We start from the raw sequence: 22,288 nt of genomic DNA, 5'->3' as shown, positions 1-22,288 counted from the left end.
TTATGTGTCTTACGCCTCGCCAGGAGCGATCATGGTCAGCCCCACGCGCTGGCGTTTTTCGTCGATCTCTACGACCCACACGTCGACGATATCTCCCACGGTGACGACGTCGAGCGGATGCTTGACGAAGCCTTTTTTCAGGCGAGAAATGTGGACGAGGCCGTCATTTTTCAAACCGATATCTACAAACGCGCCGAAGTCGACCACGTTGCGGACGGTGCCTTGCAGCTTCATTCCGACGCCAAGGTCAGAGAGCTGTAGCACATCGCTGCGCAAAAGCGGTTTCGGCAGCTCGTCGCGCGGGTCGCGTCCGGGACGCAGGAGGCTTTCCACGATGTCTGTCAGCGTCGGCACGCCGATTCCGAGCCGCTCTGCCGTCTGCTCGATATTCAGCGACTGCAGGCGCTCCTTGCAACGCTCGCTGCCGATCTCCTGCGGCGCAATCTCGATCATCGCCAGCAGCTTGTGCGTAGCCGGGTACGACTCCGGGTGAATCGGGGTCTTGTCCAACGGATCGGTTCCCCCGACGATGCGCAAAAAGCCGATACACTGCTCATACGTCTTGGCTCCCAGCCGCGGGACCTCCTTCAACTGGGCGCGCGACGTGAACATGCCGATCTCTTCGCGCTTTTTCACGATGTTGCCCGCTACCTGTTTGCTGATGCCGGAAACGTATTGCAAAAGCGAAGGAGAAGCGGTGTTGACGTCTACCCCGACGTGGTTGACCGCCGATTCGACGACAAATTGCAAGCTGTCCGCCAACTTCGCCTGGGATACATCGTGCTGGTACTGGCCTACGCCAACCGATTTCGGGTCGATTTTGACCAACTCGGCCAGCGGGTCTTGCAGACGCCGCGCGATGGAGGCAGCACTGCGCTCCGCCACATCGAGGTCCGGAAACTCTTCCTTGGCCAGCGCGGAAGCCGAATACACCGACGCCCCCGCCTCATTGACGATGATGTACATCACCTGGCGCTTCAACTCTTTCAGAAGGTTGGCAATGAACTGCTCGGTCTCCCGGGAAGCTGTACCGTTGCCGATCGCGATCACACTGACGTCATACTTTTCGATCAGTTGCCGGACTTTGGCCGAAGCCTCTGCCACCTTGTTTGCCGGAGGGGTCGGGTAGACTACCGCTACTTCCAGCAGCTTGCCCGTCTCATCGACGACTGCCAGCTTGCAGCCCGTCCGGAATGCCGGGTCGACGCCCAGGACGACTTTGCCTTTGACGGGAGGCTGCAGGAGCAGATTGCGCAAGTTTTCCGCAAAAATGTGGATGGCCCGTTCTTCTGCCACCTCTGTCAGCTCCGCGCGCACCTCACGCTCAATCGACGGGGCGATCAGGCGCTTGTACGCGTCTTCAATCGTCTGTTCCAGCAAAGAGCGCACGACGGTGTCGCGGGGAATGAGCCGCCGCTGCATCCAGGCCAAAATTTCCGCCACAGGCGCTTCTACCGTCACCTTCAAGATGCCTTCGCTCTCGCCGCGGTTGATGGCGAGCACGCGGTGCGGAACGACCTTTTTCAACGGCTCGCTGTATGCGTAGTACATTTGATAGACGTTTTTCTCGTCTGCTTCTTCCGCCTTTTGCTCGGTCAGAAGCAGCCCTTTTTGCACGGTGCGCTGGCGAACCCACTGGCGGATATCCGGATCGTCGGAAAAGTGCTCGGCGACGATGTCCATCGCCCCCTGCAAGGCTTGCGCGATCGTGTCTACGCCTTTTTCCGCGTCTACGTATTTTTGTACTTCCTGTTCGGGATCGCCTGTCTTGGGCAAGCTCAGCAAGTAGTTGGCGAGCGGCTCCAGCCCTTTTTCCTTGGCCATCGTCGCGCGCGTGCGGCGTTTTTGCCGGTACGGCCTGTAGAGGTCTTCCACCTCTTGCAGCTTCGTCGCCCGCTCAATCGCTGCTTTCAGCTCTTCCGTCAGCTTGCCCTGCTCCTCGATGAGCCGGACGACTTCTTCTTTTCGTACTGACAAGTTGCGCAAATAACGCACGCGTTCCTCGATCGCCCGAATTTGCGTTTCGTCCAACTGCCCGGTCATCTCCTTGCGATAACGGGCAATGAAGGGAACCGTATTGCCTTCATCCAAAAGGGCAACCGTGCGTTCCACCTGATGAGGTTTGACGCCCGTATCCTGGGCGATTGTCTGGATCATCAATGTAAGCTCCATACATTCCTCCTGCGCTCGTACTTCGCCGTTTATTGTACCACATTTGCTAGAAACGTCTGGAAAAGCGTTAGAAAACTTGGCTGCGCCAAGCCATTGACGCAGCCTTAGTTGCCCTTACACTGGATAAGAATCTTATAAATTCTTATCTGTACAAAAAAAAGAGGCGCACACGCCCCTCTTCCCATTTTCCCGTTATGTCTATGTCGCTGTCTTTGCCGTTTCCAGTTGTTCTACCCGCAAAGCCTCCCGCAACTTGCCCAGCGCCCTGCGCTGCAAACGGGAAATGTGCATCTGGGACATGCCCATGATGTCTCCGGCCTGCTTCTGGCTCAAATTTTGATAAAAGGTTAAATGTATGATTTCTTTTTCGCGCTTGTCCAGAACGTGCAGTGCCCGGTCGAGCATCAGGTTTTGCTCGACTTGTCCGTAGCCCGCTTCCTGCTGGCCGACGAGGTCCAGCAGTGTGATCGTGTTGCCGTCGTTGTCTGCTTCCAGCTCGCTGTCCATCGACAGGGAATGGTAGCTCCGCCCCATCTCCAGCGTTTCCAGGACAGCCTCTTCCGTCACGCCCAGACAGCTTGCGATGTCTGAGATTTGCGGCGAACGCTGCAGCTTGGCTGTAAGCTCGTCCACCACACGCTTGATCTTGGGGCTGAGCTCCTTCACGCGACGCGGAACGTGCACGCTCCACGTCTTGTCCCGGATATACCGCTTGATTTCCCCGACGATGGTCGGGATCGCAAAGCTTTCAAACGTTCTGTCGAAGGAAGGATCGAACCGGCGCAAAGAAGCCAGCAAGCCGATCATACCCACTTGAACGAGGTCTTCGTACATGACTTGTCCGCGCACAAACTTTTTGGCCAACGTCTCTACCAGAGGAGTATAGGCTGTCACCAGTTGCTCCTGCAGGCTGTCATCTCGCGTCTGCCCATACAGGTGAATGAGCTGCCGCAGCTCCTCCGGACTATACTTCCGTTTCCGAGCTTGTCCAGTCATCGCCAGCCACCCCATCCCGCCGAACATACTTGGTCATGGAGACCGCCACTCCCGATTCAGAGCGAATCACGACTTCATCCATGAGCGTGTGGATCAGATAAAGCCCCAGACCTCCCTCATCCAGATCCTCCAGGTCTCTGCCTGCAAAAATCGGTGTCAGTTGTTCCGGCATCAGTTCACTCGCAAACCCTACGCCTTGATCGCTTACCTCGATACACAGACGATCCCGGCAAACCTGACATTCTATGTGGATAAAGCCAAGCTCTTCTTTTTGCTTGTACGCGTGTTTCACTGCATTCGTGCACGCTTCCCCTACCGCCAGCTTGATGTCCTCAATCTCCTCATAGGAAAAGCCCATGCGATTCGCGATCCCGGACACAGTGAGCCGCGCTACGCCCAAATATTCCGTCTGATTGGGCAGCGTCAACCGGATCACGTCAGCTTGAGGTTTTTGTTGAGCCATTACTCGCTCTCTCCTTTGCGGATGGCAATATGTTCGTACAAGCCCGTGATGCGAAACAGCCTTTCCACGCGTGGAGACAACTTTTGAACCTCAAACGCGCATTCCTTTTGCTTGCACGCTTTCATGACCGCGATGAAAATTCCTATGCCCGTGCTGTCCATGTACTCGACGGCTTCCAAATCAACCAAGAGGTGGCTTGTGCCTGGCTCATTCGCGAGGGACATGAGCGTCTCCTTCACTTTTGGTCCGGTATGCGCGTCAATATCGCCCCCGAGGACCACTCGATGCTCTGTTTCCTGGCTGGTTGTTTCCAAAAACAAATCCATCGCCATCTCCCTCCTTTGCATTGCTTCATGTTCTGCGAAGTACGATCATGGTGTAATCATCCAGCAGTTCAAATTGGGAGAGCGTAAGCAGCCTGTTGTACAGGGCGTTCGCCATTTTCTGGGCATGGACGCCCACTTCGGCTTGCATCTGAAGTACGAGCTCATCCCTTTGCAAATAATATCGGCTTTTTTTGCATTCTGTTACACCATCCGTCAGAAGAATCAGAACATCTCCCGGTTCCAGGCGAACCTCCTGCACTTCGTATTCACTGTTCGGGCTGAGTCCCAGCACGGAGCCTTGGCCCGCCAAATCGTAAAACGCGCCTTCCGCAGCCCGGTACAAAAAGCCTGGCTCGTGCCCCGCCACTGCGTAACGGAAACAATGCTCGTGTGTATCGTAAGACCCGTAGAGCATGGTCACAAACATGCTGGGGTCGATATTGCGCCCGACAATCCGGTTGAGGTGGTGAAGCATTTCGTCAGGGCCAAGCGGCATTTCCCGCAAGCTGTCTATCGCGTATTTGAGCATGGACATGCACATGGCCGCGGAAATGCCTTTTCCGGTAATATCTGCGACAGTCAGGCAAAACCGCTCTGCATCCTGGCAAATAAAATCGTAGTAGTCCCCCGACATTTGCTTGGCGGCTATGCTGACAAGGCCAATTTCCAGTCCGGGGTAAACGGGCAGTTGGCTCGGCAAAAGCGTCTGCTGCATCGTCTGCGCCACGGTCAGCTCTGCCTCCATCTGTTGATGCCGGCTTCGCCAGCTATGTACGGATCGGTGTTCATTGCCGTATTCAATCATCACTTCGGTCAGGACAGAAAAGGAGGCACGCACGAACTCCGGTACCTCCCCCAGCTTTTCCAATGCCCGCCCATGCATGTCTGTCAGTTCCTCTGGCGAAACATTGCGCGCGAGCAGCCATTTGCCCATCTGCTGGGCGACGTATAGCTGATCCTCGCCTGGGCCGTTCAGGTAATCCCGAAGAAGCTTTACGTACTCTTCTTCCAGGCTTCGGGTTACCATCTATCTACCCCCTCCTCTATCGGGCTGTTCCACTTCACGACGACAACACGCGTGCCCTCGCCAGGAGAGCTGTGGATCTCAAATTCATCCATCATCCGCCTGACCCCAGGCAGCCCTGCTCCTAGCGCACCGGAAGTGGAGTAGCCGTCTTCCAATGCCTTGCGGATGTCCGGGATTCCCGGCCCCGCATCTATTGCTGTCAACTGCAAGCCGATCACACCGTTTTGTTCGATCGGCGCTATGGTAATCGTCCCAGTGCCCGCGTACAAAAAAATGTTGCGAGCCAGTTCAGAGATGGAAGTGGCGATTCGGGACTGCATGATTGTACCGAAGCCGAGCTGTCTCGACATATTTCGCCCCACTTGCCTCGCTGTCACTATGTCTGCTTCTCGTTCTATCTTGATTGTCTCAGGACTACAGCTCTGCCACAATCAAAAAACCCCTTCCGCCCTCACTTAATAGGTAGAAATAATGAAATGAATGCGATCGAAGTTTTTTTCTCTACCTCGGAAGTAATAGCAAATCGTGTCACTTTTTGTCTACTATTCTCACCAAACACATTCGCTACACATACAGCGATTCCTGCCCCCATAGCAAAAAAACCACTTGCTTCACCCAAGTGGCTTTTCCTCTCCAGTGCCTGATTCATTTTTAGAAATCAATGAGTCCCAAGCTGATTTGCAAAGACTCATTGACCCGATCCATCATCTCGTCGTCAAGATGGGTAATCTTATCAGTCAGCCTCTGTTTGTCAATGGTTCGTATTTGTTCCAACAAAATGACGGAGTCACGATCAAATCCATATGTTTTTGCGTCAATTTCCACATGCGTAGGCAGTTTTGCCTTCTGAATTTGGGCCGTAATGGCGGCGACGATGACCGTCGGACTAAATCGATTTCCAATGTCGTTCTGAATGACTAAAACAGGCCGCACGCCTCCTTGCTCAGAGCCAACGACCGGTGACAGGTCCGCGAAAAATACATCGCCACGTTTGACAATCACTGGTCACACCCCGCTAACTAAGCGGACAAGAGTATGGTCAGCCTCTTCTTCAGCGCCAAAAGCCTCCGATGCCATTTTCAGATTAATCTTCGCCATCTCCATATACCCTTTTTGCATTGTCTCGCGGATCGTACGTTTTTTACGCTCCTTCAAATACAAATGCATCGCCTGGCGAATGAACTCGCTGCGATTGGATTTCTCCTTTTGAATGACGCCATCCACTTCTTGTAGCAAGTGTTGCGGCAAACTGATCATGATGCGTTTCGTGTTTGACTTCGACAAGACAAATCCACCTCCAACCATGACCGTAACTTCCATCTACCATGCCAGTTCTTGAAAGAACAGCCAGCATGAACAATACCATTATGTCGAAACCATTGCAAAAATATACCTATCCGTACGCTTTTCAGGCAAAAAAGCCCACATTTGCGCTTAACTAATATTCGCGCTCCAATACAAAATTCCTGCTGGTTTTTGTTTGCTAGTTATTTACACTTTTTCCTGGCGCGTGTTTCATCGCCAATGGATGGAACACTTCGGCCACTTCCTTGTTGCGAACATAGACGCGCGGAATCCGGTAATTCAGCATGCAGGGAACTTCGTAGTTGATCGTTCCGAGCAAAGCGGCAACCTCATCCAGCGAGATTTCCTCGTCTCCCTGCTTACCGTACAGAACGATCTCCTCATCGACCTGCCCTGCGCCCGGCTCCAGCCTGACCATGATCTGGTCCATGCAGACTCGCCCGACAATTGGATAGCGGGAACCATTGTACAACACTTCTCCCCGATTGGACAAGAGGCGGGAGTACCCGTCTGCGTATCCGATCGGCAGCGTCGCGATCCGCTCGCCAAGCTTTGCTGTGTACGTAGCGCCATAGCTGACCGTAAACGGCTCTACAGCGGTCTTTACATGCGCAATTCTGGTTTTCAGGGAAAGAGCAGGGACAAGAGGGACGTCCGCTCGCTCTTTCATGTACGGAGAAGGATACAATCCGTATAAACCTATGCCTAAACGGATCGTATCATACCCCCAATCGGGAAAAGCGATCGCTGCCGCCGTATTGCAGCAGTGAACTTTCGGCAACTTTTTCCCTTGCTCGCGCAGCGCCTGCAAAAAGGATTGAAACGTCTCGTGTTGTCGTCGCACATGGGTCGTATCCGGTTCATCCGCGCAGGCAAAGTGCGTGAAAATGCCTGTCCATTCCAGCTTGGCGCTGTTTTCAAGCGCCGCTACCACTTCGAGCAAATCATCTGTCGTCCGAACGCCCAGGCGTCCCATGCCTGTGTCGGTTTTGACGTGCACACCGACAGGGCGAAGCTCAGCCTGTTCCAGCCGCTGATTCGCTGAAACGATCCATTCCGGGCTGTACGCCGTCAGTTCTACATTCAGCCTGCTGGCTTGCTCGACCGAATCAGCCGGGGTGTACCCGAGCACCAGTATCGGCGCGTCTATGCCCGCTGTCCGCAGGATGATCGCTTCATCGAGCATCGCTACTGCCAAAGAGTCGGCACCGCTTGCCAGCGCCTCTCTGGCGACATGCACAGCGCCATGACCGTAGCCGTCTGCCTTGACGACAGCCATAATGCCCGTGCTTTTCGGCAAGTGGCCGCGGAACGTCTCGACATTGGCCCGGATGGCGTCCAAATCAACCTCAACCCAAGTGTCACGACAAAACGGTTTCATTTCTATCTCCTCTTGTTCCCTTTATGATAGTAAAACAAGCGCTCATTCAAATGGCTGAGAAACTGCCTGGAAACCATCAGCGATTCTTTTTTGCCTCCCAAACGGTAGAAATGGCGGCCTTCGTAAACTTGCTCCACTTCTGACAGCGGGTAGCTGGTTTCTTTGCCAGAGATGCTGACAATCAGGTGAGTCTTCGTCAGCTTGTACACAGGACGCATGGTCGCCTTGTACAGGAACGGTGCCAGGCCGACGACCGCAATGGCAATCGCAAAGGCAAGCACTTTGAAGGTCGTGTCATTGCTCGGAAAAAACTGGGCGAGAATCATCATGCCCAAAACGAAGGCGACAGTCTCTGCGATGCGCATACTCCAGCTTTTTCGCAACAGCATGTCCACGTAGGTCGACTCTTCCTGGTACAAAACATCGGTAGACGGTTTTTTCATCTTACAGCATGCCACCTCATTACGGTATAAGTTACCTTGAATGTATCGTGTTTTCCTGCTGCGTGTCAATTCGGGGTTTGTCCTTTTTCCTCCTGCACACGCGAGCTTACAGGGGCAAATCGGCCGACTGCGCGCGATCCCGGAGCGTTATTTTGCGTGGCGAAAGATATCTCGCCATGCAGTCCGGCCTGCCATATGCGGAGGAAGGGAGACGGAGACAGCGACAGAGACGCAAAAAGCCAGGCGAGATGTGCTCCCGCCTGACTTGTTTGCAGCGCTGTTATTGCTCGCTCGCTGTGCCTTGCTCTTCTTTTTTCAGGTCATGTTTGCGGATGGCGATTTTCTCAAAGCTGCCTTCCACCATTTTTTGCACCATGGAAGCCAGCTCCTCGCTGCGCTTGTCCGCTTGCTCCTGCGTCAGCTTGCCTGCTTCGACCGCTTCCTTCAATTTGGCTTCCTGTTCTTTTACCAGCAGGGCTACCACATCATCCACAGATACACCTTGCGCTTCCGCTACGGCTGCCAATGTCTTGCCTGCTTTCAGCTCTTCTTGCAGTTTGGCGGCGTCGAGTTTCAGCAAGGACAGCAGTTCTTCGTTTTTGTCGAAGCCAAATCCAAATCCGAAGCCTTTGCCTGGTCCTTTGCCCGGATGCGTGTTTTGCACCATTTCTTTTACGCGCTCTGCCGCGTTTTCGTTCATCTTATCGGCTTGCTCCTGTGTCAGCTTGCCTGCTTCGACCGCTTCTTTCAGCTTGGCCTCCTGCTGTTTGAGCAACAGCGCTACGACGTCATCCACAGACACGCCTTGCGCTTCCGCTATGGCTGCCAGCGTCTTGCCTGCTTTCAGCTCTTCCTCCAGCTTGGCTGCATCCAGCTTCAGCAAGGACAACAGCTCAGTGTTTTCTTTGAAGGAGATTCCTTTCGCGAATCCGCCCGGGTGACCCAGCTTGTTGAATGCGAACTTCACCTCTGCCGGTTTGTTCAATTGCTGTGCTTGCGCCTCTGTTTGCGCTGTATCTGCTGCCAAGGCGCTGCCCAAGCTCCCGATACTCAGAACCGCTGCCATCGTGCCCAAAAGCATACCCAGTTTTGCTTTGCTAAACATATTTGCTCAACCCTTTCATCTGCTGTAGTTATGTACCGCATCTCCCTGGTACAAGTCCAAGTGTACAGGGGCTTTATTAGATTCCTGTTTGAGAAAAATGGAAAACTTGCGGGAAAGTCAAGGAGTATTTGTAAGAGCCAAAAGCTTCCCCTATGCACAAAAAAAGAGGACGGTCACGCCCCGTCCCCTCTCCCGTATTTTCTTTCTTATTTCCCGCCGAGACCATATGTCGACTGGGCGACATTCACCATCTCTTCTTCAGGCAAATCGCCGGCGATCGTAAATTCTACTCCGTCCAGCTCCCACGTCAGAAGTCGCGTGTTTTCACCCGTTTGCGCCAGCACCCCAACCGTAAAGCCGAGGTTGACCGGCATGCCCTGTTCATACGAGACGGATGCTTCTGTCGGACGGGCTTCGATCAGCTTGTAGTTGTAAGCTCCCTTGTAATTGAGGATGACCGTTCTCACGCCGTCGCGCGTGACAGGCTCGATATCGCCCTGTTTGACTCCTTCCGGCACATACGTTGGAACGATGACGCCAAACTGGCTGTTCGGCTGCTGGGCAACCTGTCCATTCGCCCCTGCCATGGTAGGAATCGCCGTCAACGAGCTGGTCGTCATGTTGCGATCTTTGTCAAAGGCATCCTTGTCAAATGTCGGATTGAACGAAAATTCGGTAAAGTCGATTTTCACCAGCGGCTTCATGCTCGAATCCATAATCTCTGCATGGGTAGGCTTGAAGTCTTCGGTCAGCCAAATTTTTTGCTTGGTCAGAGAGCGATTGCCGGTGTAATTGGCTTTCACCTCAAACACGTACTGCTTTTCCTCCATCTTCATCTGACGCTCCGTGTCGTCGATGATACTCTTCGCCAGCGTCTCGTACAAATACAGGGGGCCGTTGTTTTCCGGCCATCCGCTCTGGAAGCGGAAGCTCTTGTTCAGATGTGGAGTCAGTACAAATACTCCCTCGTTGTTGCGCAAAATGATCTGCGTGATTCCGCGCTGTTTGGAAGTAAGAGCTACCCGATAGTTGGTGGGCTTTTCATACCAAACCTGAACGTCGTACTCCATTGGAGTAGAGCCCGTCTGCATGGTCAAAACTGCCTGAGACTTGTACCCGCTCATTTTTCCCAGCGTCCCGTTCAGGTCACTCACCACATCTTCCGGTGTTTTCTGACCGAAGCAACCGCCGAGCAGCAACGTAAAGACCAACAATAACACCAGTGGTAAAGCTGCCCTCTTCATTCAATGAACTCCTCCTTGTCAACTTTTTCGACAAAGAAGGGCACCCCTGTCTATTTCCTGGGAAATCTGTCAGTCTTTCGCCTCTGGCCGCGCTCATCGTGTCAAAATGCTGTACTGGGTACAAAAGGACGCGATATCGCTTGATCGGCTGAAGACTTACCCTTCCTGTGTAAGAGCAGGTAGTCCCTCCTGATCTACGCGATATAAATGTATGTCCATCCTCGTCCCAATATGCAGACAAGTTTACAGTTCTTCCACAACTACCTGTGCCATGGCGTGTGTCTGACTGTGGGAAATGCTTACGTGTACGCGAACGCGCTGCGGGTCCAAACCGAGCCTGGTCAAAACGTCGCCGTCTACTCGCATCATCGGCTTGCCCGTCTCGCTCGGGGTAATTTCCATATCCAAAAAGCCGAGCGCATGGCCGATGCCTGTCCCGAGCGCTTTCGCTCCGGCTTCCTTCGCCGCAAACCTGCCCGCCACCATTTCCGCTTGTCTCGATTCCGCTTTGCCAGCCAGCAGCTTCTTTTCTGCTTCGGTCAAAAACCGTCCGATCGCCTTTTCCTGTCGCTTCATCAAGGCGGCGATCCGCTCAATCTCCACGATATCCACGCCAATGCCGATAATCATGGGACTCTCGCCCTCCCAGCTTGTAGATTCTGCTGTCACAGTACCATCCTCCTCGGCCTTTTTGCAAGCGCGGATGAAAAAACGAAAAAACCCCCGCATATAGCGAGGGTTGTTGTCCATAGCTACTACTCAGTAGCTTGACCTGCTTGTTGGCCGGATTTTTGAGCGGATTGCTGGTTTTGACGACGAACTTCCGCTACGTTTGTTTCGCTCGCGAATTCAGTCGCAGTGTTTTGCGCCTGAGCTGCTTGGTTTGCTTTGTTCAAACCGTTTTGCTTGTTTTGTTTAGGCATCGTTCCATTCACCTCCTCGACGTCACTGAATATAATTTGTACCGCCCCCCTCGCTGGTATCCATCCTCATTTTTCCAGATCGAGGCATCACAGAACGGCGCGGACGGCTGCGTCCTTTTCGGGCAGGACGGGGCATCCTATAACTGTTTTGCTGCGCAGGAAATCCGTCAGCAACCGCGAATTATGTTGTTCGACTACACTTGAGAGGAGCACCTGTATGGCTCAAACCGTTATTGTCTATACCCAAACTACGTGCGGCCCTTGCCAGGAAGAAAAAATGTGGCTGGCATCCCAAAACGTCGCTTTTGAAGACAGAGATATCCGCAAAAACGATGCGTATTTCCAGGAAGCAATCAACCTTGGCGCCAGCATGACCCCTGTTACGTTTATCGAAAAGGAAAACGGGGAGCAATTCGTCATTCACGGCTTCGACAAGGAAGAACTAAAAAAAGCGTTGGATCTTAACTGATCCAACGCTTCCTACGACCGATCAGCCGAAGGAAGGTTCACTCTCGGCTGATTTTTGTTTGACAATCGGTGACATATCCGGCAAGTGTGACAAGATTTGCTTGACTGCAGGAGAGCATTCTGTATTAACGGAGTAAAATACCCATGGTCCCTTGCGACGCTCTTTGACCAAACCATGTGTCTTTAGCTTAGCTAAGTGCTGGGAAACAGAGGGTTGGGAAGTTTGCAGAATCTCCACGAGATCACGGACACATAACGATTGTACTTGCAAAAGAGCCATGATCGTCAAGCGCGTCTTGTCACCAAGCAGCTTATAAACCTCGGACAAAAACAAAACCTGCATCAAATCCGTTTCCATACGAACCCACCTTTGCCTTGCATATCTGTTTCCCAGTATACTATATGGCTTATAAGATGGGGAAGATATGAACGTAAAAGTTCCTTGAACACTTCTTAAACATCGCGTTGCCGCATCGCTTCGACCAGCTTGTCTGCGGTGCGCGCAGCCAGCGCCATTACTGTATTTGTCGGGTTGCTGCCACCCGATGTCACGAACGTGGAAGCGCCCGCTATGAAAAGATTGGGAATGTCGTGCGACTGCCCAAATTCATTCACAACCGATTGCGCAGGGTCGTTCCCCATCCGGCAGCCACCCATCAAATGCGCGGTATCGGAGACGACGTGCTCCGGCTTGCCGCCCATGGCTTCCATGATCCGGTTCATTTGGCCGATCGCATGCTGATAGAGTTTGCGATCGTTTTCCTGATAGCTGAAAGTGACCTTGGGCACCGGCATTCCGTACTCGTCTTTTTCCCCGCTGAGCGTGACGGCATTGTCAGGGTGAGGCAAAACTTCGCCGACAAGCGTGATTCGCCCGTACATGTTGTAGTCGAGCATCGTTTCCCGCAGTTGTTTTCCCCATAAAAAGGTCTGGTCTTCCCGCTCCGTCGCAATTGCCCCCGCCATGGAAACAGGTCTTGCCCCGTGTGCGCTCAAGGTGTACCCTCTGGCAAAGCCGCGTTCCCGGTCTGTCTCGTAAAAATGCTGGGTCAGGGCAAGCACTGGCGTCCCTTTGTACAGGCGCACTTCTTCCGGGAGGCGGCCGTAGACGTCATGGCTGGAATGCGGCATGATCGCCTTGCCTACCCAGCCGCTGGAGTTGGCCAGCCCGTCGGGAAAGCGCGAGGTCGCGGAATTGAACAGCAGCCTGGGCGTCTCCACGACAAAGCCGGCGAGGATGACGACCCGCGCCATTTGCCGATGCATCAGCCCGTTGTGCGAGAACAAGACGCCGCTGACCCGGTCGCCAGCCATGAGAATTTCCGTGACCATACAGTCTGACAGCACCTCGGCCCCTTCCGCAATGGCCTTCGGAATATGGTGGATCAGGCCGCTGTATTTGGCGTTGGGCATGCATCCCTGGTTGCAAAAGCCGCGGTTGATACAGGGCGGACGTCCGTCGAACGGAGCCGACAAAATCGCCAGCGGAGCGACCACACTCTCGATCCCGAGCTTGTCGCAGCCTTCCCGGAACAACTGCGCATTCGCGCTGATCGGCTCGCGGACCGGGTAAGGGTAGGGTCCCTGAAAAGCGCCCCAAGGAAAATGGCTCGGGCCAGAAACGGCAATTTCCCGCTCGATCTTGTCGTAGTACGGGGCCAAATCGCGGTACGTGATCGGCCAGTCTTCCCCTACGCCATCTATCGTTTTCGTCATAAAATCGCTCTCGTGAAACCGCAAAAACACCCCGGTAAAATGCACCGTTCCTCCGCCGACTCCCCGGCCGGAGTTGTTGTGCCCGAGGCGCAGAGGATCGTTTCCCGCTACCAGCCTCGTCTCCTGCCAGGCCAGACGCTGCATCTCCAGTTCGTCGCTGGCAAAGTCGCGCTGCGGGTCCCAAAAAGGCCCTGCCTCCAGCACGACGACGCGCAAGCCAGCTTTTGCCAGCTCATATGCCAGCACGCCTCCTGCGGCTCCCGCTCCGACGATGCATACATCCGCTCCGTCGGCGTATTTCCTGTTTTCCATCTGCCGTGTACCGCGTTCCTGGCTATCGCCTGCGCGCTGCTCCTGCTCTTTATTCGCCATTTGCCCTCGCCTCCCATGGGTCCGTCAATCCTTTTTCCACACGCACATAACCGCGGGGATAAGCAGGCCCGCCGTAGCCGATATCTGACCAGACGAGCGGATGCGAGTAATACGCCTGCACTGTGTCATGCAGCAGCTTTTTGAAAAAATCGACGGGAGCGACCTGGCTCCATGCCTCTGTATCCTTGCCGTTGCCCGTGGAGATTTGCCTCAGCACCTCCTGCTGTTCTGCGGCAGAAAGCGCGCCAAATTCCGTCCCGTACCCGGCGTGGCTCTCCGCCTCCACCCCTGCCAGTCCCAGACGGTACAGCTCTTTTTTCGGCGGAACCCCGACCTTGCGCTGCGCCTCCCCGATCGCGCTCGCCAGCGAATCGTCCAGGTGCGCGACAACAAAGGTCAGCACCTCCAGCCGATGGTCGTCGACGAGGACGCTTACGATTGCCTGCAACAGCAAAGCTTCCGCCTGCTGCAAGTACCGATGGGCAACCTGCGGCATTTTTCTGGCTCCGACGACTTGTCTCGTGTGAACGTCCCAGTTTTGATGCTGCTCCCACACGTCATAGGAAGGATAACGTCTATGCTTGGCCATCTATCTTCACCCCCAGAAAAGGGCAAGAAGCCCCAAAGCCGCGATGGCAGTAATGAGCAGAGGCAAAATGACGGGCGGGCCGACGAGGAAGTTTTGCGATTGCGAAAAGCCTCCTACCCGCTGTCTGACTCCGGCAGCATGCAAGTAAGCCCCGTACACGCCGCCGCCCATCCCGACGAACATCATCAAGGCAAACACTACGCGCAGCCATCCCGCATTTACGAACGATAAAACAATCGCCGTCACCGCAAAAATAGGCAGCTCAATGACAGGCACCCACATCGCCCAATGGCGGAAGTTTTGCCTGGAATGAAAAAGGGTGACCTGCACGGCAATCAAGACAAACGCCAGTCCCGTAAACAAAATGAGCACACGCTCTATCGGCCAGCTCTGCCACATGGAAACATCCTCCTTTTTACGCACGTTGCGCCTATTTTTCCCCTGACCGCCTCTCTTATTCCGGCAAAAAGAAAAAGCCTGCTGAGCTGTTGCATCAGCAAGCTTTTGTCATTGCTCGTTTCCCAAAACAAGCATCAGGTACAGCCCGAGCAAAGCGATCAGCAAGGTCGGTACCGTCAGCACGATCCCCGTACGAAAGTATTGCCCCCAGGTGATTTTGACCGCTTTGCGCCCCAGCACGTGCAGCCAGAGCAGCGTGGCGAGCGAGCCAATCGGCGTAATTTTCGGCCCCAAATCGCTTCCGATGACGTTGGCGTAGATCATCGCTTCGCGAAAGACGCCTTCCGCCTGCGTGCTGCCAATCGCCAATGCATTGAACATCACGGTAGGCAGGTTGTTCATCGCCGAAGACAAGACAGCGGCAATCAGCCCCGTCCCGAGCGTCGTCGCAAGCAAACCGTACTCCATCAGCGTATCGAGCGCCGCTTTTACCAGATCGGTCAGCCTCGCATTGTGCAAGCCCCAGACCACGATATACATCCCGATAGAAAAAATGACGACGACCCACGGCGCCTCCTGCATGATTCGGCCCATGGCAATCGCCTTGCTTTTTCGGGCGGCAAGACAGAAGACGAGGGCGGCGGAAGCAATGATAAACGACACCGGGACATGGATGGACTCGCTAATGAAAAAGCCGAGCAAAAGCACAGCGAGGATCGGCCACGCCAGGCGGAACAGTCTTGCATCACGAATGGCTTCACCGGGTTGTTTCAGTTGGGACAAATCCACGTAATGCGGGATGCTTTTGCGATAATAAAGGAATAAAACCAACAAACTCCCTGCTACGGAAAACAAGGTAGGCAACACCATCCGCACCGCGTACTCGGCAAAGCCGATGTCAAAATAGTCGGCGGATACGATGTTGACGAGGTTGCTGACGACAAACGGCAACGAACTGGTGTCCGCGATAAAGCCGCTGGCCATGACAAACGCCACAACCGCACCCCCGTCCAGCTTGAGTGCCCGAACCTGCGCGAGCACAATCGGAGTCAGAATCAGCGCCGTGCCGTCATTGGTGAACAGGGCCGACACCAATGTCCCGAGCAAAATGACGTAGGCGAACATCAGCCGGCCATTTCCTTTTGCCAAACGGGCCATGTGCAAGGCCGCCCATTCAAAAAAGCCGATCTCGTCCAGCAGTAGCGAAATGATGATGATGCCGACCAGCGCAAACGTGGCGTTCCAAACGATCGAGGTCACTTCGGCCACATCGTCGAGAGACACCACGCCCGTCAACAGCGCCAGCACCGCTCCCCCGACGGCGGGATAGCCGATCGACAAGCCTCTTGGCTGCCAGATGACCAGCGTCAACGTGACGATAAAAATGAACAAGGAAATCCAGACCACCTGCTATGTCTCCCCTCCATGCAAAAAAGAGCGAACCCGCAAGCGGGCCGCTCCTCTACCTTACTACAAACAGTTGTTATCCGAAACGGCCAGTAATGTAGTCTTCTGTCCGTTTGTCCCGGGGATTTTGGAAAATCGTTGGCGTCTGGTCAAACTCGACAAGCTCTCCGTTGAGGAAAAACGCCGTTTTGTCGGAGATGCGCGCCGCCTGCTGCATGTTGTGCGTAACGATGACAATCGTGTACGTGTCTTTCAGCTCCTCCAGCAACTCCTCGATTTTGGCTGTGGAGATCGGGTCGAGAGCGGATGTCGGTTCATCCATCAAAATCACCTGCGGCTGAACAGCGAGCGCCCGGGCGATACAGAGCCGTTGCTGCTGCCCGCCGGACAGCCCGGTTGCGGGCTTTTTCAACACGTCTTTCACCTCGTCCCACAGCGCTGCGGCCTTGAGGCTTGTCTCCACGATCTCGTCGAGCTTGTGGCGATCCATCAGGCCATGCAGGCGCGGTCCGTACGTGACATTGTCGTAGATGCTTTTCGGGAACGGATTCGGGTGTTGGAACACCATCCCGATATTTTTGCGCAAGCGCTCGACTTCCACGCTGGAACTGTAAATGTCTTCATCGAACACTTTTACCACGCCGGTGATTTTCGTATTTGGCACCGAGTCGTTCATCCGGTTCAGCGTTCGCAAAAACGTGGACTTCCCGCAACCGGACGGCCCGATCAGCGCGGTAATGGAATTCGGCTCAACATCGAGATTTATATTGTAGAGGGCTTGTTTGTTACCGTAGAAGAGATTTAACTCTCTCACCGAAATAACACTCATGCGTCCTTCGCTCCTTCGCGGTTGTAGCATCTGTCTTCCCAACCACTATAGCGTGCGAATGTTATGCTTTGATGTGAAGTATATTAAGTTTCCTTAAAGTTTTAAAGCCAGGTAAAGTTATGGTAAATGTTTCTGACAAACCATATACGCTCCCCATAGTACCCCCTACAATAAAGCTGAACGTTTTGTCGAATAAGGGGAGAGCATGTAATGCCGAGAAAAATACGAACATTGGGCAACACGTCGTTTCAGTACCGTTCGATTTTCACCAGATTATTTTTCGGGATTCTGACCATGGTTGTCAGCATGATGGCGATCGCCGCTTTTTTTATCAGTTATCAATCCGAGAGCACGCTCAACGAAAAGACAAAGCAGCAGCTCCACGATGCATCGAGTGCCGCCTTGCAGGAAGTGAACAGCCGCGTCCAGTCCATCATCACCGCCTTGGCTTCCTATGCTTCCACGTACAAAAACAGCAAGGTCACGAACAGTCAAAGCTTCGGCATTTTTACCGACATGGTGAACAACAATCCAACCATTTCCGAAATACAAGTCGTGACAGCAGACGGGCGGTATTTGACCTTCCCCGGCTCGCCGCTGGACAGCTCCTACGATCCGCGAACAGCCGACTGGTACAAAGGCGCCTGGGACAAGCCAAACGCATTCGTCTCGGACGTCTTTCAGTTTTCCGCCACGGAATTTCCGAAGATCGCTGTCTCCATGGCTTTGCGCAACGAGGAGGAAGAGCCTGTCGGCGTCGTCGTGGCCTTCGTCTCCGTGCCGAAGCTCAGTGAATCAATCGGACAGATCAAGCTGGGGCAAACCGGATACGCCATGATTGTCGACCAGCAAGGGAAGCTGCTCGCTCACCCGGATAAAGCCTACGCCCTGCAGCGCCCGCTCCTGACCGAGCTGCCTGTCGTCGCCAATGTCATTGCGGGCAATTCCGGCTTTGAATCGTTTCATATAAACGGCATGGACGCCTTTGCCGCCTACAAATTCGACCCGGCGCTCAAATGGGGCATGATCGTCGTGCAGTCCGTATCCGAGGTCAAACAGGAGGTGCGCCGCCTGCAGTTGACGATACTCGCGGTCTCCCTCGTCGGATTAGGCTCGTTGGCATTGCTGCTCTACTTGTACGTCCGCAAGATTATCAAGCCCGTCAAAGAGGTGCAGCAAAAAATGACGGCGTTCAGCGAAGGCGACCTGTTTCAGACGATGCACGTCCAGACCAACGACGAAATCCGCCAGCTCGCCGACAGCTTCAATCGGATGAGCGGGCAAATCCGCACCATCATCGGCAAAATCCAGCACGTGATCGCCGACGTCAAACAGGTGGCCGAGCATGTGGGCAAAGGCTCGCGACACTCTCACGCCATGCAGACAGAGGTCGTCTCCGTCACCGAGCGGCTGGCGCAAGAAATGGACAACCAGCAGGTGCAAATCGACGACATCCACGCCACGATGGCCGGAATTACAGCAGAAATGACACGCATTACACAGTCGATGGAAACAGCGGTCAGGCAAAACGAAAAGTCGCGGGAGCAGAGCGCCAAAGCGGCTACCTCGATTGATTTGCTGAAGGACAACATGCAAAAAATATCGACAGACATGAAAGCCTCCCTCCAGGCGATGGGCTCGATGCGCGAGAGCATGGACGACATCCGCGAGATTCTCGGCTGGATCTCCTCGATCTCCCAACGAACGAAGCTGCTGTCTTTCAACGCCCGCATCGAAGCATCACGAGCCGGCCAGGCGGGACTCGGCTTCGGGATCGTCGCGGACGAAATTCGCCTCCTGTCTGAACAGACAGAAGAAGCGACGGCCCGCATTCAACAAGTCATCGCTTCAGGGGAAAACCGGATGGAACGGGTGGCCGCATGTCTGGAAACGACCGATCACGCCACGGTCAACGGCATTTCGACGCTGCATCAGGCAACGGATATTTTCCAGCAAACCTTCGCCATCAGCGAAGCGCTCACCGCGCAGTTTGAAACGATCAGACATCTGGCCGAATCCATCGCAAGCCAAAGCCAGATCATCTCCCGCCGCGTGGACAGCCTGGCGGAATCCGCCCAGGAAGTCGTCTCGGGCACACAGCAAGCGGTCGCGGCCAACCAGGAAAGCCTCTCCCTCTCGGAGCAGTTCCTGCACGATTCCGAGCGGCTGGCGGGCATCGTGGAAGATTTGGAGCAGGAAATCCGCTTTTTCCGGGCAGTGGAAAAGCCTTCTGCATAGAAGGCTTTTTTCTTGTACGATTGCACATCTGTAGAGAAACAGGTAGGAGAAAACGTCGGCCCCGGCAAGCTGCACGGCGCTGTAGCACACCCATTCCAGGCTGCGTTGCACCATGCAAAAAGCCCTCCGTTTGCGCGTCAGGCGCAAGGAAGGCATTTTTTTGTGCGGTTCAGCCAAAACGGCCGCTAATATACGCTTCGGTCTTATCGTTTTCCGGCGAGGTGAAAATTTTTGCGGTCTCGTCCATCTCGATCAGCTCCCCGAGCAAAAAGAATGCCGTTTTGTCCGAGATGCGGGCCGCCTGGTGCAGATTGTGCGTCACGATCACGATCGTGTACTCTTCCTTTAGCTGCGTGACCAGCTCTTCAATTTTCATCGTCGAGATCGGGTCGAGCGCGGAAGCCGGCTCATCCAGAAGCAAAATCGTCGGCTGCATGGCAATGGCGCGGGCGATGCACAGGCGCTGCTGCTGTCCTCCTGACAGGGAGAGCGCAGAGTCGCGCAGACGGTCTTTTACCTCGTCCCACAACGCCGCTTTGCGCAAGCTCGTCTCGACCAGCTCATCCAGCTCGCGGCGGTCTGTCATTCCGTGAAAGCGCGGAGCGAAGGCGATATTTTCATAAATCGATTTAAAAAACGGATTGGCGCGCTGAAACACCATTCCGACGATTTGCCGCAAGCTCTCGATGTTGACCTGCTGGCTGTTGATGTCAATGCCGTCGACGACGATGGAGCCTGTGACGCGGCAGGAAGGCACGAGATCGTTCATCCGGTTCAGGCTGCGCAAAAGCGTGGACTTCCCGCAGCCGGACGGCCCGATAAAGGCCGTCACCGAGTTGCGTTCAATGTCCATCGAAATATTTTTGACCGCTTGCTTATCCCCGTAGTAAACCGAGACATTGTTCGTCTGAATAATCGTATCTTGCATGGTGAGTACGGACATCGCTATCACCTCTCCTTAGTTGGAACCTGACGTCATCTTTTTGTACACCCACGTCCCGAACCAGCGGGCCGAGACGTTAAAGAGCAGCACGGCAATAATCAGCACAGCGGCAGCGCCATCCGCCACGTCGCGCGCATCCGGCGTCAGCCCTTCGCTGTTTACTTTCCAGATATGCACAGCCAACGTTTCGGCCGGGCGGAACGGATTCAGCGGCGAAGTCGGGCTGTTCAGCGAGAAATCAGCAAAGTTCAGGTTCGGTGAAGACATCCCTGCGGTAAACAGCAAGGCAGCCGCTTCCCCGAAGACGCGTCCGGAAGCGAGAATCGCCCCCGTAATGATCCCAGGCAAAGCCGCCGGAAGAATGACGGAGACAATTGTCCGCCATTTGGTGATGCCAAGCGCCAGGCTCGCTTCTTTTTGGCTGCGCGGCACGTTGCGCAACGCATCCTCTGTCACGCGCACGAGCAGCGGCAGGTTGAAGACGGTCAGCGCGAGGGCACCGGAGAAAAGCGTATAGCCCCAGCCTGTCATGTTTACGAAGACGAGCAAGCCAAACAAACCAACGACAATGGACGGCAAAGAAGAAAGCACTTCTATACTCATGCGGATAAACTGCGTAAACTTGTTATCCGGCGCGTATTCAGCCATATAAATACCTGCTCCGATTCCAATCGGCAAGGCGATCAGCATGGTCAAGACCAGCAAATAAAACGAGTTGAACAACTGCGGACCAATCCCGCCCCCTGCATTGACGATATCTGGCGGCGAGGTCAAAAAGTCCAGGTTCAGCTTGTGCCAGCCTTGCGTCAAAATGAAGCCGAGCAAGCCAATGAGCGTGCCGATAATCAAAGCGGCAATCAACGTCAAAACGATCGTAGCAACGCGGTCCATCAGTCTCGCTCTCATCTACTTCACCAGCCTCTTTCTGCCCAAAAAGCGCAAGATCATAATGAAGACGAACGACATCAGAAGCAGCAGAAGCGCCATGGACCAGAGTGCATTGTTGTACGGGGTTCCCTGAATCGTATTCCCCATGTTCAGCGTGATGCCGCTGGTCAACGTGCTGATCGGGTCCAAGAGACTGCCCGGAAGCTTCGTCGTGTTCCCGATGACCATCTGTACGGCGAGCGCTTCGCCAAAAGCGCGAGCCATCCCCAATACAACCGCGGTCAGGCAGCCGGGAAGCGAAGAGTGCAGCACCACATTCCAGATCGTCTGCCAGCGTGTGGCTCCCAAAGCGAGAGAAGCGTTGCGCAAATCTTGCGGTACGGCTTCAATGGCGTCTGTCGCCACGCTGGTGATCGTAGGCAGGATCATCAGGGCAAGCACAAGCCCCCCTGCCAAAAGACTGAAACCAAGAACGTCAAATTGTTCGCGAATAAAAGGAACCAGAAGAGTAAGACCAACATATCCGTACACAACGGATGGAATGCCAACCAAAAGCTCGATCACCGGCTTCAACACTTTTTTGCCGAAGCCCGGAAAAATTTCCGTCATGAAAATAGCCGCCCCGATCCCGAGCGGTGCCGCGATCAACGCAGCCAAAGCCGTCACCAAAAACGATCCGAGAATGAACGGGAACACACCGTAAAGTGCAGGCTCGCCCTCCGGGTCCCATTTCACCTGTGTTAAAAATTCGCTGATACTGACGCCGTCGACAAAAAAGGTGGACAGCCCTTTTGAAGCGATGAAGTACGTAATCGACAAAACGACGATGACCAGCAAGGCCGCACAGACCATGGCAATCGTTCGGCCCGTCATGTTCTCTGTAAATTGACGTTTGTTATATGTCAGCATTTTTCGCGCAATCAGCGATTGGCGATTTGTCTCTACCCCTTCAATACGATGGTTCATGTTCTCCCTCCTAGAAAGAAAACGGCTTTCGCGCAAGCAAAATGAGGGGTAAGGCCCCTCCACCCCTCTATTTTGCTGTTGACCCGTG

25 protein-coding genes are annotated in these 22,288 nt (G+C 54.3%); 2 read left to right on the top strand and 23 right to left on the bottom strand.

The genetic code is table 11. From position 1 onward, the window contains the following. Positions 1 to 9: 9 nt before the first annotated feature. The 14 genes from AC3WJN_RS10610 to AC3WJN_RS10545 form a co-directional block, all read right to left on the bottom strand. Positions 10 to 2,172 (bottom strand): Tex family protein, encoded by a 2,163-nt coding sequence (locus AC3WJN_RS10610; RefSeq protein WP_005830214.1) that lies wholly within the window; start codon positions 2,170 to 2,172, stop codon positions 10 to 12. A gap of 198 nt (positions 2,173 to 2,370) precedes the next feature. Then, entirely contained in the window at positions 2,371 to 3,168 is a 798-nt protein-coding gene (gene sigB / locus AC3WJN_RS10605) for an RNA polymerase sigma factor SigB (protein WP_005830213.1), read from the bottom strand. Beyond that, entirely contained in the window at positions 3,137 to 3,631 is a 495-nt protein-coding gene (rsbW, locus tag AC3WJN_RS10600; RefSeq protein ID WP_005830211.1) for an anti-sigma B factor RsbW, read from the bottom strand. Before rsbW ends, sigB begins: the two co-directional genes overlap by 32 nt. Next, positions 3,631 to 3,957 (bottom strand): anti-sigma factor antagonist, encoded by a 327-nt coding sequence (locus AC3WJN_RS10595; protein WP_005830210.1) that lies wholly within the window; start codon positions 3,955 to 3,957, stop codon positions 3,631 to 3,633. Before AC3WJN_RS10595 ends, rsbW begins: the two co-directional genes overlap by 1 nt. A gap of 25 nt (positions 3,958 to 3,982) precedes the next feature. Further along, on the bottom strand, positions 3,983 to 4,984 hold the full coding sequence (locus AC3WJN_RS10590; RefSeq protein ID WP_007776949.1) for a PP2C family protein-serine/threonine phosphatase: 1,002 nt from the start codon (positions 4,982 to 4,984) through the stop codon (positions 3,983 to 3,985). Then, a complete protein-coding gene (locus AC3WJN_RS10585) occupies positions 4,978 to 5,415 on the bottom strand; it encodes an anti-sigma regulatory factor (protein WP_026558265.1) in 438 nt (145 codons plus the stop codon). The genes AC3WJN_RS10590 and AC3WJN_RS10585 overlap by 7 nt, the downstream gene beginning before the upstream one ends. Positions 5,416 to 5,635: 220 nt before the next feature. Continuing rightward, positions 5,636 to 5,986 carry a type II toxin-antitoxin system PemK/MazF family toxin gene (locus AC3WJN_RS10580; protein ID WP_005830205.1) on the bottom strand — a complete coding sequence of 117 codons (351 nt, stop codon included), beginning with the start codon at positions 5,984 to 5,986 and terminating at the stop codon, positions 5,636 to 5,638. 3 nt (positions 5,987 to 5,989) lie between these two features. Beyond that, complete coding sequence (locus AC3WJN_RS10575; RefSeq protein WP_025845698.1) at positions 5,990 to 6,289, bottom strand: CopG family ribbon-helix-helix protein; 300 nt, start codon at positions 6,287 to 6,289, stop codon at positions 5,990 to 5,992. Positions 6,290 to 6,467: 178 nt separating this feature from the next. After that, the gene (gene alr / locus AC3WJN_RS10570) at positions 6,468 to 7,670 is read right to left on the bottom strand and encodes an alanine racemase (RefSeq protein WP_007776941.1); all 1,203 of its coding nucleotides are present in this window, start codon (positions 7,668 to 7,670) and stop codon (positions 6,468 to 6,470) included. Between the two features lie 2 nt (positions 7,671 to 7,672). Beyond that, entirely contained in the window at positions 7,673 to 8,113 is a 441-nt protein-coding gene (locus AC3WJN_RS10565) for a hypothetical protein (RefSeq protein WP_005830198.1), read from the bottom strand. A 280-nt stretch (positions 8,114 to 8,393) separates the two neighbouring features. Then, positions 8,394 to 9,218, bottom strand: a complete 825-nt coding sequence (locus AC3WJN_RS10560; protein WP_007776938.1) for a hypothetical protein — start codon at positions 9,216 to 9,218, stop codon at positions 8,394 to 8,396. A 206-nt stretch (positions 9,219 to 9,424) separates the two neighbouring features. Further along, positions 9,425 to 10,462, bottom strand: a complete 1,038-nt coding sequence (locus AC3WJN_RS10555; RefSeq protein ID WP_005830195.1) for an outer membrane lipoprotein-sorting protein — start codon at positions 10,460 to 10,462, stop codon at positions 9,425 to 9,427. Between the two features lie 243 nt (positions 10,463 to 10,705). Then, on the bottom strand, positions 10,706 to 11,092 hold the full coding sequence (gene acpS, locus AC3WJN_RS10550; protein WP_007776935.1) for a holo-ACP synthase: 387 nt from the start codon (positions 11,090 to 11,092) through the stop codon (positions 10,706 to 10,708). A gap of 125 nt (positions 11,093 to 11,217) precedes the next feature. Further along, a complete protein-coding gene (locus AC3WJN_RS10545; protein ID WP_005830192.1) occupies positions 11,218 to 11,385 on the bottom strand; it encodes a gamma-type small acid-soluble spore protein in 168 nt (55 codons plus the stop codon). 217 nt (positions 11,386 to 11,602) lie between these two features. Here AC3WJN_RS10545 and AC3WJN_RS10540 point away from each other — a divergent pair, with 217 nt between their 5' ends. After that, a complete protein-coding gene (locus tag AC3WJN_RS10540; RefSeq protein ID WP_007776929.1) occupies positions 11,603 to 11,854 on the top strand; it encodes a glutaredoxin family protein in 252 nt (83 codons plus the stop codon). A 21-nt stretch (positions 11,855 to 11,875) separates the two neighbouring features. Here the strand turns inward: AC3WJN_RS10540 and AC3WJN_RS10535 are convergent, their stop codons facing one another. The 6 genes from AC3WJN_RS10535 to pstB (AC3WJN_RS10510) form a co-directional block, all read right to left on the bottom strand. Continuing rightward, entirely contained in the window at positions 11,876 to 12,211 is a 336-nt protein-coding gene (locus AC3WJN_RS10535; protein WP_005836907.1) for an ArsR/SmtB family transcription factor, read from the bottom strand. A gap of 95 nt (positions 12,212 to 12,306) precedes the next feature. Next, positions 12,307 to 13,881, bottom strand: coding sequence for a GMC family oxidoreductase (locus tag AC3WJN_RS10530; RefSeq protein WP_026558267.1), 1,575 nt, complete (start codon positions 13,879 to 13,881; stop codon positions 12,307 to 12,309). A 49-nt stretch (positions 13,882 to 13,930) separates the two neighbouring features. After that, positions 13,931 to 14,530: a gluconate 2-dehydrogenase subunit 3 family protein gene (locus tag AC3WJN_RS10525; protein WP_007776918.1), complete on the bottom strand. Its 600-nt coding sequence runs from the start codon at positions 14,528 to 14,530 to the stop codon at positions 13,931 to 13,933. A 6-nt stretch (positions 14,531 to 14,536) separates the two neighbouring features. Further along, positions 14,537 to 14,929, bottom strand: coding sequence for a hypothetical protein (locus tag AC3WJN_RS10520; protein ID WP_005834680.1), 393 nt, complete (start codon positions 14,927 to 14,929; stop codon positions 14,537 to 14,539). 108 nt (positions 14,930 to 15,037) lie between these two features. Then, positions 15,038 to 16,336, bottom strand: a complete 1,299-nt coding sequence (locus tag AC3WJN_RS10515) for an arsenic transporter (RefSeq protein WP_005834681.1) — start codon at positions 16,334 to 16,336, stop codon at positions 15,038 to 15,040. Between the two features lie 76 nt (positions 16,337 to 16,412). Then, positions 16,413 to 17,165, bottom strand: a complete 753-nt coding sequence (gene pstB, locus AC3WJN_RS10510; protein WP_005834683.1) for a phosphate ABC transporter ATP-binding protein PstB — start codon at positions 17,163 to 17,165, stop codon at positions 16,413 to 16,415. 210 nt (positions 17,166 to 17,375) lie between these two features. Between pstB (AC3WJN_RS10510) and AC3WJN_RS10505 the strand changes: the two genes are divergently transcribed. After that, positions 17,376 to 19,403 (top strand): methyl-accepting chemotaxis protein, encoded by a 2,028-nt coding sequence (locus AC3WJN_RS10505; RefSeq protein WP_007776908.1) that lies wholly within the window; start codon positions 17,376 to 17,378, stop codon positions 19,401 to 19,403. Between the two features lie 169 nt (positions 19,404 to 19,572). On the opposite strand, the gene pstB (AC3WJN_RS10500) is transcribed toward AC3WJN_RS10505, so the two are convergent. From pstB (AC3WJN_RS10500) to pstC, 3 genes are read right to left on the bottom strand one after another with little or no spacing between them, the layout of a single operon-like run. Continuing rightward, positions 19,573 to 20,346 (bottom strand): phosphate ABC transporter ATP-binding protein PstB, encoded by a 774-nt coding sequence (gene pstB / locus AC3WJN_RS10500; protein WP_007776906.1) that lies wholly within the window; start codon positions 20,344 to 20,346, stop codon positions 19,573 to 19,575. A 15-nt stretch (positions 20,347 to 20,361) separates the two neighbouring features. Continuing rightward, complete coding sequence (gene pstA / locus AC3WJN_RS10495) at positions 20,362 to 21,252, bottom strand: phosphate ABC transporter permease PstA (protein WP_007776903.1); 891 nt, start codon at positions 21,250 to 21,252, stop codon at positions 20,362 to 20,364. Beyond that, positions 21,253 to 22,200, bottom strand: a complete 948-nt coding sequence (pstC, locus tag AC3WJN_RS10490) for a phosphate ABC transporter permease subunit PstC (RefSeq protein WP_005835479.1) — start codon at positions 22,198 to 22,200, stop codon at positions 21,253 to 21,255. Between the last annotated feature and the right edge of the window lie 88 nt (positions 22,201 to 22,288).

The sequence above is a fragment of the Brevibacillus sp. FW306-2-1A-C05A genome, from assembly GCF_058781555.1.
The sequence above is the reverse complement of the archived record's forward strand: the minus strand, read 5'-3'. Positions and strand labels throughout refer to the sequence as shown.

Coding starts and splice junctions, on each gene's coding strand:
- AC3WJN_RS10575 (WP_025845698.1), bottom strand. CDS start 6,289: ATGGTTGGAGGTGGATTTGTCTTGTCGAAGTCAAACACGAAACGCATC.
- AC3WJN_RS10520 (WP_005834680.1), bottom strand. CDS start 14,929: ATGTGGCAGAGCTGGCCGATAGAGCGTGTGCTCATTTTGTTTACGGGA.
- AC3WJN_RS10545 (WP_005830192.1), bottom strand. CDS start 11,385: ATGCCTAAACAAAACAAGCAAAACGGTTTGAACAAAGCAAACCAAGCA.
- AC3WJN_RS10525 (WP_007776918.1), bottom strand. CDS start 14,530: ATGGCCAAGCATAGACGTTATCCTTCCTATGACGTGTGGGAGCAGCAT.
- pstB (WP_007776906.1), bottom strand. CDS start 20,346: ATGTCCGTACTCACCATGCAAGATACGATTATTCAGACGAACAATGTC.
- pstC (WP_005835479.1), bottom strand. CDS start 22,200: ATGAACCATCGTATTGAAGGGGTAGAGACAAATCGCCAATCGCTGATT.
- AC3WJN_RS10505 (WP_007776908.1), top strand. CDS start 17,376: ATGCCGAGAAAAATACGAACATTGGGCAACACGTCGTTTCAGTACCGT.
- rsbW (WP_005830211.1), bottom strand. CDS start 3,631: ATGGCTCAACAAAAACCTCAAGCTGACGTGATCCGGTTGACGCTGCCC.
- pstB (WP_005834683.1), bottom strand. CDS start 17,165: ATGAGTGTTATTTCGGTGAGAGAGTTAAATCTCTTCTACGGTAACAAA.
- AC3WJN_RS10610 (WP_005830214.1), bottom strand. CDS start 2,172: ATGGAGCTTACATTGATGATCCAGACAATCGCCCAGGATACGGGCGTC.
- AC3WJN_RS10540 (WP_007776929.1), top strand. CDS start 11,603: ATGGCTCAAACCGTTATTGTCTATACCCAAACTACGTGCGGCCCTTGC.
- AC3WJN_RS10560 (WP_007776938.1), bottom strand. CDS start 9,218: ATGTTTAGCAAAGCAAAACTGGGTATGCTTTTGGGCACGATGGCAGCG.
- AC3WJN_RS10565 (WP_005830198.1), bottom strand. CDS start 8,113: ATGAAAAAACCGTCTACCGATGTTTTGTACCAGGAAGAGTCGACCTAC.
- pstA (WP_007776903.1), bottom strand. CDS start 21,252: ATGAGAGCGAGACTGATGGACCGCGTTGCTACGATCGTTTTGACGTTG.
- AC3WJN_RS10530 (WP_026558267.1), bottom strand. CDS start 13,881: ATGGAAAACAGGAAATACGCCGACGGAGCGGATGTATGCATCGTCGGA.
- alr (WP_007776941.1), bottom strand. CDS start 7,670: ATGAAACCGTTTTGTCGTGACACTTGGGTTGAGGTTGATTTGGACGCC.
- AC3WJN_RS10595 (WP_005830210.1), bottom strand. CDS start 3,957: ATGGATTTGTTTTTGGAAACAACCAGCCAGGAAACAGAGCATCGAGTG.
- AC3WJN_RS10590 (WP_007776949.1), bottom strand. CDS start 4,984: ATGGTAACCCGAAGCCTGGAAGAAGAGTACGTAAAGCTTCTTCGGGAT.
- acpS (WP_007776935.1), bottom strand. CDS start 11,092: ATGATTATCGGCATTGGCGTGGATATCGTGGAGATTGAGCGGATCGCC.
- AC3WJN_RS10555 (WP_005830195.1), bottom strand. CDS start 10,462: ATGAAGAGGGCAGCTTTACCACTGGTGTTATTGTTGGTCTTTACGTTG.
- AC3WJN_RS10535 (WP_005836907.1), bottom strand. CDS start 12,211: ATGGAAACGGATTTGATGCAGGTTTTGTTTTTGTCCGAGGTTTATAAG.
- sigB (WP_005830213.1), bottom strand. CDS start 3,168: ATGACTGGACAAGCTCGGAAACGGAAGTATAGTCCGGAGGAGCTGCGG.